17 protein-coding genes are annotated in these 14,884 nt (G+C 74.3%); 7 read left to right on the forward strand and 10 right to left on the reverse strand.

The genetic code is table 11. From position 1 onward, the window contains the following. Positions 1-23 precede the first annotated feature (23 nt). Both CAE01nite_RS06170 and ku read right to left on the reverse strand, forming a co-directional pair. A complete protein-coding gene (locus CAE01nite_RS06170; protein WP_146901551.1) occupies positions 24-1,076 on the reverse strand; it encodes a PHP domain-containing protein in 1,053 nt (350 codons plus the stop codon). Positions 1,077-1,092: 16 nt separating this feature from the next. Beyond that, entirely contained in the window at positions 1,093-2,478 is a 1,386-nt protein-coding gene (gene ku / locus CAE01nite_RS06175; RefSeq protein ID WP_246131039.1) for a non-homologous end joining protein Ku, read from the reverse strand. An 83-nt stretch (positions 2,479-2,561) separates the two neighbouring features. Between ku and CAE01nite_RS06180 the strand changes: the two genes are divergently transcribed. Both CAE01nite_RS06180 and ligD read left to right on the forward strand, forming a co-directional pair. Then, positions 2,562-3,488: an ATP-dependent DNA ligase gene (locus tag CAE01nite_RS06180; protein ID WP_307724978.1), complete on the forward strand. Its 927-nt coding sequence runs from the start codon at positions 2,562-2,564 to the stop codon at positions 3,486-3,488. Positions 3,489-3,531: 43 nt separating this feature from the next. Then, entirely contained in the window at positions 3,532-4,422 is an 891-nt protein-coding gene (ligD, locus tag CAE01nite_RS06185) for a non-homologous end-joining DNA ligase (RefSeq protein ID WP_146901557.1), read from the forward strand. A gap of 62 nt (positions 4,423-4,484) precedes the next feature. On the opposite strand, the gene CAE01nite_RS06190 is transcribed toward ligD, so the two are convergent. Beyond that, positions 4,485-4,919: an STAS domain-containing protein gene (locus CAE01nite_RS06190; protein ID WP_146901559.1), complete on the reverse strand. Its 435-nt coding sequence runs from the start codon at positions 4,917-4,919 to the stop codon at positions 4,485-4,487. After that, on the reverse strand, positions 4,909-6,117 hold the full coding sequence (locus CAE01nite_RS06195; protein ID WP_146901561.1) for a zinc-dependent alcohol dehydrogenase: 1,209 nt from the start codon (positions 6,115-6,117) through the stop codon (positions 4,909-4,911). Before CAE01nite_RS06195 ends, CAE01nite_RS06190 begins: the two co-directional genes overlap by 11 nt. A 199-nt stretch (positions 6,118-6,316) precedes the next feature. On the opposite strand from CAE01nite_RS06195, the gene CAE01nite_RS06200 reads away from it, so the two are divergent. Together CAE01nite_RS06200 and CAE01nite_RS18325 are read left to right on the forward strand one after the other, a co-directional pair. Beyond that, on the forward strand, positions 6,317-6,862 hold the full coding sequence (locus CAE01nite_RS06200; RefSeq protein WP_222595837.1) for a DUF6328 family protein: 546 nt from the start codon (positions 6,317-6,319) through the stop codon (positions 6,860-6,862). Positions 6,863-6,976: 114 nt separating this feature from the next. Then, entirely contained in the window at positions 6,977-7,762 is a 786-nt protein-coding gene (locus CAE01nite_RS18325) for a DUF2231 domain-containing protein (RefSeq protein WP_222595838.1), read from the forward strand. Positions 7,763-7,924: 162 nt separating this feature from the next. Here the strand turns inward: CAE01nite_RS18325 and CAE01nite_RS06210 are convergent, their stop codons facing one another. The 5 genes from CAE01nite_RS06210 to CAE01nite_RS06230 form a co-directional block, all read right to left on the reverse strand. Beyond that, on the reverse strand, positions 7,925-8,806 hold the full coding sequence (locus CAE01nite_RS06210; protein ID WP_146901564.1) for a manganese catalase: 882 nt from the start codon (positions 8,804-8,806) through the stop codon (positions 7,925-7,927). A 124-nt stretch (positions 8,807-8,930) separates the two neighbouring features. Beyond that, positions 8,931-9,674: an esterase/lipase family protein gene (locus tag CAE01nite_RS06215; protein WP_146901567.1), complete on the reverse strand. Its 744-nt coding sequence runs from the start codon at positions 9,672-9,674 to the stop codon at positions 8,931-8,933. Next, the gene (locus CAE01nite_RS06220; RefSeq protein WP_146901569.1) at positions 9,653-10,384 is read right to left on the reverse strand and encodes an alpha/beta fold hydrolase; all 732 of its coding nucleotides are present in this window, start codon (positions 10,382-10,384) and stop codon (positions 9,653-9,655) included. Before CAE01nite_RS06220 ends, CAE01nite_RS06215 begins: the two co-directional genes overlap by 22 nt. Further along, on the reverse strand, positions 10,381-10,845 hold the full coding sequence (locus tag CAE01nite_RS06225) for an SRPBCC family protein (protein WP_146901572.1): 465 nt from the start codon (positions 10,843-10,845) through the stop codon (positions 10,381-10,383). Before CAE01nite_RS06225 ends, CAE01nite_RS06220 begins: the two co-directional genes overlap by 4 nt. A 122-nt stretch (positions 10,846-10,967) precedes the next feature. Continuing rightward, positions 10,968-11,426, reverse strand: a complete 459-nt coding sequence (locus CAE01nite_RS06230) for a DUF4383 domain-containing protein (protein ID WP_146901575.1) — start codon at positions 11,424-11,426, stop codon at positions 10,968-10,970. Between the two features lie 181 nt (positions 11,427-11,607). On the opposite strand from CAE01nite_RS06230, the gene CAE01nite_RS06235 reads away from it, so the two are divergent. After that, on the forward strand, positions 11,608-11,988 hold the full coding sequence (locus CAE01nite_RS06235) for a hypothetical protein (protein ID WP_146901578.1): 381 nt from the start codon (positions 11,608-11,610) through the stop codon (positions 11,986-11,988). Positions 11,989-11,992: 4 nt separating this feature from the next. Here the strand turns inward: CAE01nite_RS06235 and CAE01nite_RS06240 are convergent, their stop codons facing one another. Then, the gene (locus CAE01nite_RS06240; protein ID WP_146901581.1) at positions 11,993-13,231 is read right to left on the reverse strand and encodes an amidohydrolase; all 1,239 of its coding nucleotides are present in this window, start codon (positions 13,229-13,231) and stop codon (positions 11,993-11,995) included. Positions 13,232-13,387: 156 nt separating this feature from the next. On the opposite strand from CAE01nite_RS06240, the gene CAE01nite_RS06245 reads away from it, so the two are divergent. Together CAE01nite_RS06245 and CAE01nite_RS06250 are read left to right on the forward strand one after the other, a co-directional pair. After that, complete coding sequence (locus tag CAE01nite_RS06245) at positions 13,388-13,765, forward strand: RNA-binding S4 domain-containing protein (protein ID WP_146901584.1); 378 nt, start codon at positions 13,388-13,390, stop codon at positions 13,763-13,765. Between the two features lie 38 nt (positions 13,766-13,803). Further along, positions 13,804-14,244 carry a hypothetical protein gene (locus tag CAE01nite_RS06250; protein WP_146901586.1) on the forward strand — a complete coding sequence of 147 codons (441 nt, stop codon included), beginning with the start codon at positions 13,804-13,806 and terminating at the stop codon, positions 14,242-14,244. Positions 14,245-14,884: the final 640 nt, after the last annotated feature.

A 14,884-nucleotide genomic window follows, 5' to 3' on the forward strand; every position in this document is an offset into this window, starting at 1 on the left:
GGCGCGCCCGCGAATGCGACGCCCTAGCCGCGGTCCCGGCCGGTCCACGCCAGCAGGCGGTCGACGCCCCAGGTGTTGACGACCCGGTCGGCGGCGAGGCCGTGCTCCGCCGCACGGTCGCACCCGGCGATCTGCCAGTCCAGCTGCCCCGGGGCGTGCGAGTCGGAGTCGACAGCGAACAGGCACCCGCGCTCGATCGCGGACTGCAGCAGCAGGTGCGGGGGGTCGAGCCGGTCCGGACGGCTGTTGATCTCCACCGCCACCCCGCGCTCGGCGCAGGCGGCGAACACCTGCTCGTGGTCGAAGTCGCTCGGGGGCCGGGGACGGCCCCCGGTGAGCCGGCGCCCGGTGCAGTGACCGAGCACGTCGAGGTTCGGGTCGTCGATCGCCGCGAGCATCCGCCGGGTCATCGCCGCCGACTCCATCCGCAGCTTGGAGTGGACCGACCCGACGACCACGTCGAGCTCGGCGAGCAGCTCCGGCTCCTGGTCGAGGGAGCCGTCGTCGAGGATGTCGACCTCGATCCCGGTCAGCACCCGGAACGGGGCGACCGCCTCGTTCAGGGCGCGGATCCGCGCGATCTGGCGGCGCAGCCGCCCGGGGCTCAGGCCGTTGGCGACGGTCAGCCGGGGCGAGTGGTCGGTGATCACCAGGTACTCGTGGCCGATCTCCATCGCCGCGAGCACCATCTCCTGCAGGGGGCTCCCGCCGTCGCTGGCGTCGGTGTGCGAGTGGAGGTCCCCGCGCAGCGCCGCCCGCAGGGCGTCCCCCGGCCGGGCCGGGGTGGGCGCCAGGGCGCGCTGCTCGAGCTCGAGCAGGTACTCCACCGGTCCCCCGCGCCAGCTCTGCACGACGACCTCGCCGGTGGTGCGCCCGACGCCCGGCAGGTCGTGGACGTGGCCGTCCGCGACGAGGCGGGCCAGCTCGTCGGGGTCGGCCGCCTCGACCGAGCGCGCCGCCTTGCGGAACGCGTCGCTCTTGTACGACGTCGCCTGGGCGCGCTCGAGCAGGAACGCGATGCGGCGCAGGGCCGCGACGGCGTCGTCCTGCGCGGCCGGCGAGGACCGCGGCGTCATGCGGTGGCCCGCCGGGTCAGGACGCGCGCCGGCGGGAGGCGGTCTTGGCGGGCTCGTCCTTCGTCGAGGCGGCCTTGGTGGTGGACGCCTTCGCAGGGCTCTTGGTGGCGGTCCTGGTCGTGGACCTGGCCGTCGTGGCCGCCGACGCCTCGTCGCCGGCGTCCGCCGTGGCGCTGCCGGCTCCGGCGCTGCCGGTCTTGGCGGCCTTGGCGCTCCCCGCCTTGGCACTCCCCGCCTTGGCGCCCGACCGGGTCGCGGGTCGGGCCGGAGCGGGCTCGTCCTCCTGGACCTTGACGCGCGACGAGCGGGCGCTCGGCGCCGTGGCCCCCGAGGCGGACGCCCGGGCTGTCCGCGCCGGCTTCGACGGCGCCTCGTCCTCGTCCGGCTCGGCGGCGGCAGCCGTCCGCGAGCGAGCGGACCTGGCGGGGGCCTTCCGCGCGGGCGCCTGCCGGGGCTCGTCCTCGGTGTCGTCCGTGGCCGCGTCCTGGGCGGCGGCCTTCGTCGTGCGCTTGCGCGCGGGCTTGGCGGCCGGCGCGCCGCCCTCCTCCGGGGCAGCGTCGTCGGTCCCGGTGGCGGCCGCCACCGGCTCCGTGGCCGCCGGTGCGGCGTCGCGTGCGCCGCGGGCCTTCTCCACGCTGCGCTGCAGCGCGGACAGCAGGTCGATGACCTCGCCGCCGCCCTCCTCGTCCGCCGCACCGGCGGGGCTGGGCACGTTCTGCGTCGAGCCGGTCTCCACCTTGGCGCGGATGAGGGTCTCCAGCGCCTCCCGGTAGGAGTCGTGGAAGTCGGTGGGGTCGAAGTCGCCGGACAGCGACTCCACCAGCGACGACGCCATCGTCAGCTCCTGCGGGCGCACCGTGACCTCGTTGTCGAGGATCGGGAAGTCGGCCGCGCGGATCTCGTCCGGCCACAGCAGCGTCTGCAGGCAGATGACGTCGTCGCGCACGCGCAGCACGGCCATGGACTCGCGCTGGCGCAGCGCGACCTTGACCACGGCCATCCGGTCGGTCGCGGCGAGGGCCTCGCGCAGCAGCGCGTACGGCTTGGCGGCGGTCTTGTCCGGCTCGAGGTAGTACGTCTTGGACAGCATGATCGGGTCGACCTGCTCGGCGGGGACGAACTCCATGACGGAGATCTCCCGCTCCGTGGCCAGCGGCAGCTCGGCCATGTCCTCGTCGGTCAGCACGACGAGCTTGCCGTCGTCGGTCTGGTAGCCCTTGGCGATGTCGCGCATCTCGACCGGCTCGCCGTCGACGCTGCAGACCTTCTTGTACCGGATCCGCCCGCCGTCCTCGCGGTGCACCTGGTGCAGCGGCACGTCCTGCTCGCCGGTCGCGGCGTACAGCTTCACCGGCACGTTGACCAGCCCGAAGGCCACCGCACCCTTCCAGATCGCGCGCACCGGTACTCCTCGTCGCAGGTTGCCGGGCCGCTCTACCTCGCGCCCGTGCGGGTCGTCATGGGCAGGATGGACCCGTGCAGCCCATGCTCGCTACCCGTGCGGCCACCCCGGCTGACCTGCCCCGGGGCCCGGAGTGGGCCTACGAGGTCAAGTGGGACGGGGTCCGGCTGCTCGCCGACACGACGTCCGGGCGGCTGCGGCTGGTCACGCGCAACGGCCGGGACGCGACCGTGGCGTACCCCGAGCTCGCCGGCCTGTCCCGGCTGGAGGGTGCGGTGCTGGACGGGGAGGTCGTCGCGATGGCGGGCGGGATCCCCTCGTTCGAGGCGCTCGCGGAGCGCATGCACGTGCGCGACGCGGCCCGCGCCCGCGCCCTGGCCGACCGCGCGCCGGTGACCCTCCTCGTCTTCGACGTCCTGAGCCTGTACGGCGTCGACCTGACCCGCCGGTCCTTCGACGAGCGGCGCGCGACGCTGGAGCGGCTGGAGCTGCCGGTCAACGTCCAGCTGTCCCCCGTCTACCCCGACGCGGACGAGCTGTGGGACGTCACCCTCCAGCACGGCCTGGAGGGTGTGCTGGCCAAGCGGCGCACGTCGGTCTACCAGCCGGGCCGCCGCTCGGCGGACTGGATCAAGGCGGCCCACCGCACCACCCGGACGGCGCTGGTCGGCGGCTGGCGGGTCGAGACCACCGCGCGGGACCGGATCGGGTCGCTGCTGCTCGGCGCGCCCGACGCCGACGGCGCCCTGCGCTTCCTCGGCCGCGCCGGCAGCGGCCTGGGCGGTCCGCTGGCCGGTCGGCTGGCCCCGCTCCTGGAGCCGCTCGAGCGTCCCAGCAGCCCGTTCGGCGAGGTGGTGCCCGCCGTGGACGCGCGCGGGGCGCACTGGTGCGAGCCGACCGTGCTCGTCGACATCACCTACCTGACCCGCATGCGCAGCGGCCGGATGCGCCAGCCTGTCGTGCGCGGCGTGCGCGACGACGCCGTCGTCGACCCCTGGGAGGACCTGTGAGCCGTGACGCCGGAGCGCTCCGCCCTGACCGGACGCAGGACGGATGAGCCCCGCGGACGACGCCCAGCCCATGGAGGTCGGCGGGCGCACGCTGCGCATCGGTCACCTGGACCGGGTCGTGTACCCCTCGGTCGGGATGACGAAGGCCGAGGTCCTGCACTACTACCTGCAGGTGGCGCCGGCCCTGCTGCGCCAGCTGCACGACCGCCCGGTGACCCGGATCCGCTGGCCCGAGGGCGTGGGAGGGGAGAAGTTCTTCGAGAAGAACACCCCGCGCGGGGCACCGTCCTGGCTGCGCCGGCACACCCTTCCCGCGTCGCCGGGCACGGACGACGAGGGGACGATGCTCGACCTGCCGGTCCTGGACGACCTCGCGTCGCTGGTCTGGGCCGCGAGCCAGGGTGCCCTCGAGCTGCACACCCCGCAGTGGCGGGTGGGGCCGCGGGGGGCGGTCCGCAAGCCGGACCGGCTGGTCGTCGACCTGGACCCCGGCGCCCCGGCCGGTCTCGCCGAGTGCGCCGTGGTGGCGCGGCTCGTGCGCGACCGGCTCGCCGACGACGGCCTCGACACCCACCCGGTGACGTCCGGCAGCAAGGGGCTGCAGCTCTACGCCCCGCTGGACGGGCGCCGCACGGCCGTGGAGGTCCGCCAGTACGCGCGCGACCTGGCGCACGAGCTGGCCGCCGCCAACCCCCGGCTGGTGGTCGCCGTCATGCGCAAGGACCTGCGCGGCGGCAAGGTGCTGCTCGACTGGTCGCAGAACCACCCCGCCAAGACGACGATCACGCCGTACTCCTTGCGCGGACGGGAGCGTCCGGCCGTCGCGGCGCCCCGGACCTGGGACGAGCTCGACGCCCCGGACCTGCGCCAGCTGACGCCGGACGAGGTGGTCGCGCGGCTCGGCACCGTCGGGGACCCGCTCGGCGAGCACTGACGCGAGCCGGCCACCCCGTGACCGGTCCCGACCGCGTGACCGGTTCCGACCCCGGGGCGGGCTCACGACCCCGGCCGCACCCCCAGCGACTCCATCCACCGGTCCACCCCGGTGGTGGCGAACAGCTCCGCCACGGGCCGTGCGGCCCCGACGAGCCGGACCGAGCGCCCGTCGGCCGCGGCGTCGCGCACCACCCGGACGACCACCGACAGCCCGGTGGAGTCCATGAACGTCACGTCGCGGCAGTCCACCCGGACCGTGGCGACCCCCGCCGGCATGGCCCGCAGCTCCGTGGTGGCGGCCAGGCGGACGGCGAGGTCCACCGCGCCCCAGAACCGGACGGAGACCGTGTCGCCGTTCGCGACGACCTCGACGCCGCCGTGCTGGGCGCCGCCACCCTCCCAGGTCGGTGCGCCGCCCTCCCGGCTCGGGCCGGGGACGCCCCCCGGACCCTCGACGGGCACGGACGGCGACCCCGGGGTGACGTCAGCTGCCATCGCCGGTCGCGAAGGGGTCGAGCACCACCTTGATGCAGCCGTCGCGCTTCTCCTGGAACATCGCGTACGCCTCCGGCGCCTGCTCCAGCGGCAGCCGGTGGGTGCGCAGGTCCAGCACGCCCAACGGGTCCGACGCATCGGAGACCAGGGGCAGGATCGCGTCCGTCCAGCGCCGCACGTGCGCCTGCCCCATGCGCAGCGACAGCCCCTTGTCGAACATCTGGAACATGGGCAGCGGGTCGGTCGCGCCACCGTAGACACCGACGATGGACACCGTGCCGCCGCGGCGGACGGAGGAGATCGCGGCCTCCAGCGCCGCGAGCCGGTCGACGGCGACCTTCTCGACCGCCTTGCGGGCCAGGGCGTCCGGCAGCAGCCCGGCCGCCTTCTGCGCCAGGCTGGCGGCGGGCGACCCGTGGGCCTCCATGCCGACCGCCTCGATCGTCGCGTCGGCGCCGCGCCCGCCGGTCAGGTCCCGCACCGCCGCCGAGACGTCGTCGACCTCCCGCAGGTCGATCACGTCCACCCCGTGGCGGCGCGCCATCTCCAGCCGCTCGGTCACCAGGTCGACGCCGATGACCTTGCTCGCGCCCTGGTACGCCGCGATGCGGGCGGCCATCTGGCCGATGGGGCCGAGCCCGATGACGGCGACGGAGCCACCCGCCGGGATGTCGGCGAACTCGACGGCCTGCCACGCGGTGGGCAGCACGTCCGACAGGTACAGGTAGCGCTCGTCCGGCTCGCCGTCGACGGGCACCGGGATGGGACCGAAGTGGGCCTGCGGGATCCGCAGGTACTGCGCCTGCCCGCCGGGGACCTGGCCGTACAGCTTGGTGTAGCCGAACAGCGCCGCGCCCTTGTCGTGCTCGTGCACCTGGGTCGTCTCGCACTGGCCGTACAGGCCGCGGGTGCACATGAAGCAGCTGCCGCAGGCGATGCCGAACGGCACCACCACGCGGTCGCCCGGGCGGATGTGCGTCACGCCGGCGCCGACCTCCTCGACGATGCCCATCGACTCGTGGCCCAGGACGTCACCGGCGTCGAGGAACATCCCGAGCGTCGAGTACAGGTGCAGGTCCGATCCGCAGATCGCGGTGGACGTGACGCGGATGATGGCGTCGGTCGGCTCCTGGATGCGTGGGTCCGCCACGTCCGCCACGGCCACCTTCTCGGTCCCCTGCCAGGTCAGTGCCCTCATCGTCGCTCCTCGTCCGCTGTCGCGCGGGCACCCGCCCACTCGCTGCACACGCTGGCACCCGGACCTCTCCTCCGCATCCCCAGCGCACGGCGCGGGGCCTGCCGTGGGCCAGGGGCGGGCCCGGCGCACGGCAGCCCGGTCGTCACCCGTCCGGGTCCATCGCCGGGCACGGGCGACGGCGGGGGTCCACCATACGGACATGTCACCGCGCTCCTCCCCGCGCCGCACGCAGCCGGCGCCAGGCGCCACCGCCGCCCGGCCACGGCACGTGGACGGGCGCGACGAGACCCCGGAGGAACGGTCCGACCGCAACTGGAACGAGCTGCTGCAGGAGCTGCGGGTCACCCAGACCGGCGTGCAGATCCTCACCGGGTTCCTGCTGACCGTGCCGTTCCAGCAGCGGTTCACCGACCTCGACGACTACCAGCACGACCTGTACCTCGTCCTGGTCCTGCTCTCGGTGCTGACCACCGGGCTGATCGTCGCCCCGGTGAGCCTGCACCGGATCATGTTCGGCAAGCACCTCAAGCGCGAGCTCGTGCTGTCCGCGGACCGGCTCGCGCGCAGCGGGCTGCTCACTCTCGCGCTGACCATCGCCGGCGCCGCCATGCTGGTGTTCGACGTCGTCGTGGGTCGCACGGCGGGGTGGGTCGTGGGGATCTCGGTCCTGGTGCTCCTCGCGGTCTGCTGGCTGGCGTACCCCCTGCAGGTGACCCGCAGCGCCGGCGGGAGCAGCGGGGGCTGAGACGCCGCGACGACACGGGGCCGATCGGGGTGCGGGCGCCAGGGCCACCGACCATGCTGGACGGCGGGCGACCGCCGCAGCCGGCGGGCCGTCGGCACACACCGGGAGGTCTGCATGGCAACGTACGGAACCACGTCCACACCCGAGGCCGGTGACGCGGGCTCCAGGCCCGCGATGGTCGAGGCCATGCTGCGGCTCGAGCACGCCGAGGCGCTCGACCGCTGGGTGGACCGCCTGGCCCCTGCGGCGGCGGCGCTCGTGCGCGACCAGAAGGTCGCCGACCTCCTCCACGGCCGGGCCGCGGGCCACGCGGCCCACCCGGTGCTGACCGACGTCCCGATCGGCACGTGGACCAGCGCGTTCCTGCTGGACCTCATCGGCGGCAGGCGCAGCCGTCCGGCCGCCCGCCGCCTCATCGGCGCGGGCATCCTGGCCGCGGTGCCCACGGCCGTCACCGGCCTCGCCGAGTGGGCGGCGACCAGCGACCAGCCCTCGCGCCGCGTCGGCGTGGTGCACGCCGCGGCGAACACCGTCGGGCTGGTCCTCTACACCGCGTCCTACCGGGCCCGCGGCCGGGGCCACCACCTGCGCGGCGTGGTCCTGAGCCTTGCCGGGCTGGGCGTCGTCGGCGGCAGCGGCTACCTGGGCGCGCACCTGTCCCTCGCCCGCAAGGTCGCCACGCGCGACCCCGCGTTCGCCGCGCAGGTCCCGCTGCCGGACGAGGTCGCCGCGGGCATCGGCACGACCACCGGCGCCGCCACCGGCACGGCCACCGGCACGGGCACCGGCACGGCGTCCCTGGCCCAGGCGGCCGGGCTCGCCCCCACCGGGACCACGGCCGACGACGGCGGCACCGGCCGGCACGTCGGCGGCACGGAGGACCCAACCGCGGCGATCTGATCGCGGGGGCCCGACCGCGGCGACCCGGCCGCGGCGATCCCCACCGCGGCGATCCGACCGTGGCGATCGGACCGGACGCACGAGGGCCGGGGTGCGACCCGCACCCCGGCCCTCGTCGTCCGCGTTCTCGGCGCCCGCCCGGACCGGCGGGCGCCGGCCGCGCTACTCGCGGTGCAGCATGTCCTGCACCTTGCCGGCGACCTTCTCGACCTTGTTCGGGACGTCGGTCGTGCCGTAGTACCGCGCGTCGGGCCGGGTGGGCGGCGGCATCTTCACGCCCGCGCCGGGCTCCGGCACGTAGGTGAACTCGCCCTTGCCGTCCGGCGTCGGCCCCGAGGCCCAGCGGCCCTCGCTCGCGTGCTCGCCGTCGGAGAAGTTGATGTACTGGGACGCGACGCTGCGGTCCTCGTGGGACAGCGGGAAGTTGCTCGGCACCGGCAGGTCCTCGTAGCCCTCCTCGCGCAGCTCGGCGGCCGCCGCGATCCACTGGTTCTGGTGCATCGTGTCCCGCGCCAGCAGGAACGAGAGCAGGTCCCGCACGCCGGCGTCGTCGGTCATGTGGTAGAGCCGCGCGACCTGGACCCGCCCCTGCATCTCCGCGTTCGCGTTGGCGGTGAAGTCCGCCAGCAGGTTGCCGCTGGCGGTGATGTAGCTGCCCTGCCACGGGTTGCCGTTGCTGTCGACGGCCCGCGCTCCGGCGCCCGCGACGATCGCGTGCTGCACGTCCATCCCGCCGACGACCGCCGCGACGGTCGGGTCGTCCTGGAGGGCGTCGCTGGTGATGCCGAGCGGGGCCTTCTCGAGCAGCTGCGCGATCATCGTCGCGAGCATCTCGACGTGGCCCATCTCCTCCGCACCGATGCCGAACAGCAGGTCGCGGTACTTGCCGGGGATGTGGGCGTTCCACGCCTGGAAGCCGTACTGCAGGGCCACGGTGATCTCGCCGTACTGCCCGCCCAGCACCTCCTGGAGCTTGCGGGCGTAGACGGCATCGGGCTGGTCGGGCTTGGCACGGTGCTGGAGCTCTTGCTTGTGGAAGTACATCGAGGACTGCTCCTCCCCGCGGCCGGCCGGCCGCAGGACGTCGGGTGCGCAGCGGTCTGCCTCACCTCGTCCGTCCTGACTACTCCTGTCCCCCACCACCGGCAACCGGAGGGTTAGGGCTGCCTCACCTGGTCGTCCCGGTGGCGCGCGGGTCGGGTCCGGTGCGCTCCAGGGCGGCCAGGACCGTCGGGACGAGCTCGGGGTCGCTGAGGATCCGGAAGTGCCCGGGCGTGCGCAGCCGGATGTTGACCGCGCCGTCGAGGTGGCTGCCCCCGGGGATGTGCGGGTCGAAGGAGTTGTAGATCGAGGTGATGCGCGAGTTGGTCACCAGGTCCGCGGTGAGCGCGGCCAGGGTCACGTCGGTGGGGACGAACGCGCGCACGGCCGCCAGCGGGATCCAGCGCGCGTACGGCGAGCCGGCGAACGGCGTGCTGATGGCGACCACGCCTTGGATCCGGCCCTCGGGGTCGTGGTGCAGCATCGCGTACTTGCCGATGAGGCCGCCCTTGCTGTGGGCGACGACGACGACGTCCCTCAGGTCCGCTGCGGCCAGGTGCTCGGCGACGAGGCGGGCCATCTCCGGGATCGTGCCGGTGTTGTAGCGCAGCGCGGGGACGAGGTGCACCGGGTGCCCGTGCCGGTGCAGGGCCGCGGCCAGCGGACGCATGAACCGCCAGCTCTCGTACACGCCCGGCACCAGGACGACCGGCGGGTCACGCCGGTCCGCGGGCTCGGTGAAGCGCTCGGCACCGCCCGGCAGCAGCAGGCCGGCGACCTGCCAGAACGACACGTACGCGTAGTCCTGCGTCCACCACACCGCGGTGCGCACCGCGTGGGCGGCGCGGGTCAGCAGGTCACGGCTCGGCACAGGTCACCGACCAGCTCGGGAGACGCGTACATCGCGTTGTGCCCCCCGCCGGGCACCTCCGCCGACGTCCCGCGCGGCGCCGCCTGGGCCAGGTCGCGCACCCAGCGCGCCGGCGCGATCGGGTCGTGCTCGCCGCGGACGACGAGGACCGGCTCGCCGACGTCCCGGATCCGGTCCTCGATGCGGTAGCCCAGCATGTGCGGGACGGTCGCACCGTAGCGGCGGGGTCCGGTGCGCAGGTAATCCGCGCTGACGATCGCGTTGACCCGTGCGGGCTCGTGCCGACCGTCCCGCAGCAGGCGCAGGGCCTGGCGGGTGGCGCTGCGCGCCTCGGGGTCCACCACCGGACCGATGAGCACGGCCGCGGACGCCAGGCCGGGGTTGGCCGCGAGCACCTCGACGACGACCTGGCAGCCCATCGACTGCCCGATGAGCACGGGCTTGTCCAGGCCCCGGTCGGTGACGAGCGCGGCCACCACGGCGGCGTGCTCGGCGATGCCCAGCACCTCGGCCGGGCGGGGGCTGGAACCGAAGCCTGGCAGGTCCGGCACCAGGACGTGGTTGGCCCGCTCCAGGTGCTCGGCGAGCGGGCGGAGGTAGCGGTGCGACATCCCGATGCCGTGCACGAGCACGAACGCGGGCGCGGACGGGTCACCGCCCTCCTGCACGACCAGCCCGTGGCCGGCGGCGGAGGTTTGCAGAGCTCTCACCGGGTGGCCGCCCCGGTCGCCGTGCCTCGTCCCTCGGCGAGCAGGACCAGCCGCTTGAGGGTCTCGACGTTGCGCGGGACGAGCATCGCGTCGCGCAGCGGCTTGGGGACCAGGGTGCCGGGTCCGCGGACGGCGTCCTCCGTCATGCGGATGGTGCAGCCCTCGCCGTCGGCGTCGGGCACGACCTCGATCCGGATGCGCGCCTCGCCGAGCGGCCAGCCGCGGGCCTGCAGCTCCAGGCGGTGGGCGCCGTCCCAGCTGCGCGACACGGTGGAGTCGTTGATGACCAGCGGCCACGCCCCTGCGGAGTGGTGGATCGTCGAGCCGGCCGCGGGCCAGTCGGGGTCGACGGACCGGATCCGCGACGCCCCGACGACCCAGGCGGCGTAGGACCACCCGTCGCGCACGATCGCCATCACCGACTCCGACGGGCACGCCGCGTGCCTCTCCACCACTGCCATGCGGGCCAACGTACGCGGTGCCCCGGCACGCCGCTGCCCGGGGCTCCGGTGGGAGCCCCGGGCAGCGGGGGTGCCGCGACGGCGGCGGCAGGACGTGCCGGTCGACCCTGGGGCCGAAGGCGTCAGCGCGTGACGCGCGGGTCCTTCGAGCGCGGCCACAGCGCGATGGCCAGGCCGGCGAGGGCGCTGAGGATGTGCAGGACGTTGTCCGCACCGTTGATGTTGAGGAAGTTGATGTCCTCGTTGTTCGCCGCGATCAGGCCGTAGACGAAGGTCAGGCCGTAGACGACGAACAGGATCCAGCCGAACTTACGGGCGCTGGCGGACCGCTTCCACATCGCGATGCCGAGGGCGCCGATGAGGATGTGCACGATGTTGTGCAGCGGGTTGACCGCGAAGCCGAGCAGGTTCTGGCTGTGGTCGTGCTCGGTGAAGCCGTCGAACCCGGTGACCAGGAACCCGGCGAGGCCGACCAGCAGGTAGACCACGCCGATGGTGAGCGCGAGGTACTGGTGCACGCCGCGCGTCGCACCGTCGGTGCCGGCGGTTCCGGCGTTGCCGGCGGAGATGGGGTGGGACATGGTGAGGTTTCCTCCTACGAGTGGGGGACGGTCGGCCGAGGAGCCGTCGCTGGGCCCGATGCCGTCCCGATGAGGTCTACGGTCACGTACGTCGGGGGCGCTCGCATCTTGAGACCTCCACCGGGGTGGGTGAACGGCGCGCCGGTTCGCGTCCGGTCGCGCCGCACAGTTGACTGTCCCCATGCTCGAGACCCGACGCCTCACCCTGCCCGTACTCGGCGTCCTCGCCGCCGGCCTGGTCGCCGGATGCAGCGGCCCGTCGTTCGACTTCCGGACCGACGACCCGTCCGGCTACGTCGCCTGCCGCGACATCACGGCCAGCCAGCTCACCGACGACGACGACGAGCGCGAGAGGTTCCTCGAGACGGCCGCAGCGTCCGCCGCGGCGTCGCAGACCGGCGACATCCGGGCGACGGTCGACCCGCCGGTGGACCCCAACCGCCAGGAGTTCATCGGCCAGGAGGACATCGGCCAGTACACCGTGGACGAGGACGCCCTCTTCCAGGCGTGCGAGGACGCGGGGTTCCAGCGCGACGACATCCAGCTGGTCAAGCCGTCCTGACGCCTCAGACGAAGCGCTCGGCGCGCTCGACCACGCGCCCGGCGCCCGCGGTCTCGTCCCAGGAGTAGACCGGGACGCCGTCGATCAGCACGAGCTCCGCCCGTGAGTGGACGTCGAGCGGGTCGCCGGACCAGACGACCACGTCGCCGTCGAGCCCGGGGCGCAGCGACCCCACCCGGCGGTCCAGGCCGAGGAAGGACGCCGGGTTGACGGTCAGCGCCTCCAGCGCCGTCTGCCGCGGCAGCCCGTCCTTCACCGCGAGCGTGGCCTGGTGGACGAGGAAGTTGATCGGCACGACCGGGTGGTCGGTGGTGATCGCGACCCGCACACCGGCCGCCGCGAGGGCCGCCAGGTTGGCGATGGAACGGTCGCGCAGCTCCACCTTGGAGCGGCTGGTGAGCATGGGGCCGAAGATCACCGGGATGTTCCGCTCGGCCAGCACGTCGGCGATCTTGTGCGCCTCGGTCCCGTGGTTGACGACCAGCCGGTACCCGAACTCGTCCGCGAGCCGCAGCGCGGTCGCGATGTCGTCGTGACGGTGGGTGTGCTGGTCCCAGACGAGCTCGCCCTCGAGCACGCGGACCAGCACCTCCATCGCCAGGTCCGGCTCGAACGGCTCGCCCCGCCGGTGGCCCGCGGCACGCGCCTCGCGGTAGTGCCGGGCCTGGGTGAACGCCTCGCGGATCACCATCGCTGTACCCAGGCGGGTCGAGGGCAGCTGCTTCTTCTCGGAGTACACACGCTTGGGGTTCTCCCCCAGCGCTGACTTGACGCTCACGGCGTCGCTGATCACCTGCTCGTCGATCGTGCGCCCGCCCCACGACTTCATCGCGACGCTCTGCCCCCCGATCGGGTTGCCCGACCCGGGCTTGACGACGACCGAGGTGACACCGCCGGACAGCGCGTCACGGAAACCCTCGTCGTCGATGTTGACCGCGTCGATCGCCCGCACCGCCGCCGTGTTGGGCTGGGTCATCTCGTTCGTGTCGTTGCCGGCCACGCCCTCGCCCTCCTCGTGGATGCCGACGTGACCGTGCGACTCCACGAACCCCGGCAGCACCCATCGGCCGGTCGCGTCCACCACGGTGGCGCCCTCCGGGACGGTCACGTCCGCACCGACCGCCGTGATCCGGCCGCCCTCGATGAGCACCGTCCCGCCCTCGATCGGCTCCGAGACCACGGGGACGACGTACCCCCCGGTGATCGCGACGACGGCGGGGGCGGACGCGGGGCGGTAGGTCATCGGGCCACGGTAAGCCGGGGAGGGCGGTCCGGCATGACAGCCGTCAGCCGCCGCGTGACCGGTGAGCCGCGGGCCGCGGCCGAGCCACCTGGCCCGGCTCCGGCGGCCCGGCTCCGGCCGCACCTGGTCCCGCGCGTGCCGCCGTAGGGTCGTGCCATGACCCTCGACGCCTCGACGACCACGCGCGTCGACCGCTGGGTCTGGGCGGTGCGCCTGACCAGGACCCGCGCTCTGGCCGCTGCCGCGTGCCGCGCCGGGCACGTGAAGGTCAACGGGGACCGGGCCAAGCCCGCCACGGCGATCCGGGTCGGCGACGAGGTCCGCGTCCGGTCCGAGGGGGTCGAGCGGATCGTCGACGTCGCGCGGATCGTCGAGAAGCGGGTGGGTGCCGGGGTGGCGGCGGAGTGCCTGGTCGACCGCACGCCCGCGCCGGTCCCCGCCGCCGAGGCGCCCGGTGGCGCCGTCCGGGACCGCGGGGCGGGCCGGCCGACCAAGCGCGACCGGCGCGAGATCGCGCGGCTGCGCGGCCACTGAGCGGCCGTCACAGGCTCGCTCGTGCGATGCTCCGCGGCATGCACCACCGGGTGGCTTTCGAGGGGCGCACACTCGTGGTGGAGCGCCCGTACTCGGCCAGACCGCGGCTCCTCGCCGACGGCGCCGAGCTGCCCAAGGACCACGTCGGTCGGTACCTGCTGCCGGACCAGCACGGGACTCCTCGCACGATCGAGGTCGGCTTCGACCTCAAGAACCTCGCCCCGCGACTCCAGATCGGCGCGCAGCGGGTGCTGACGGCCGCGCCCCTCCCGAAGGCGGCATGGATGCTGCTGGCCCCGGCCGTCGTGCTCGGTCTCCTCGGTGGTGCACTCGGCGCGATCCTCGGCATCACGGCCGCGGTCCTCGCCGCCCACCACCTGCGGAGCCGCCGCTGGCCGGACGTCGCGAGGGCCCTCGGCATCGAGCTCGCGGCCGTCCTGGTGTACCTGGGGGTCGCCACGCTCGTCCGCATGCTCTGATCGCGCGTCGGGCGGGACACCGCACCCCGTCCGTCCATGCCGGCGCGACGAAGCTGCGCTCGGCCCGCGCCGTCGCGGTGAGAGCGCCATGAAGAAGTGCCCCTGGATCGCCGCTGCCACCGCCGCGTTCGTCGTCGGCGGGATCACCTCCGCCCAGGCCGCCCGAGCCGCTGGGAGACGACCACCTTCTCCGACACCTTCGCCTTCGACGACTGCGGCTACGAGATCACGGGCGCCTTCACGTCCACCGAGCGGCTGAGGTGGAGCCAACCGCGCGACGCAGGAGCCCCACCCCTGTTGCTCCAGGTGTACGGGGCCACCGACGCGCGCTCATGCCGCCGTGCGTGCAGACGTCGGGACGCCCTCGTGGCACCCGTTCGCGCGAACCACGCACGACCGGCATCCCCCGAACAGGGGGACATCGCGCCACTGCGTGATCCGTTCGGCGTGTGCCGCCTACCGTCGCCCCATGTCGGCCGCCATCGGATCAGCCATCACCCCAGCGGGCGCTCGCGCCGCAACGCGTGCGCGGATTCGCGCGGGGATGCTCTCGGCTGAAGCTTCCTCCCGTGCTCAGGCGAGATCTGCCGTGAGCCCGACGCTGCGCAAGGCCCTTCTCCGGCACGCGGCTGCCTGTGAG

Source organism: Cellulomonas aerilata (assembly GCF_007991755.1).
GTDB classification, from domain to species: domain Bacteria; phylum Actinomycetota; class Actinomycetes; order Actinomycetales; family Cellulomonadaceae; genus Pengzhenrongella; species Pengzhenrongella aerilata.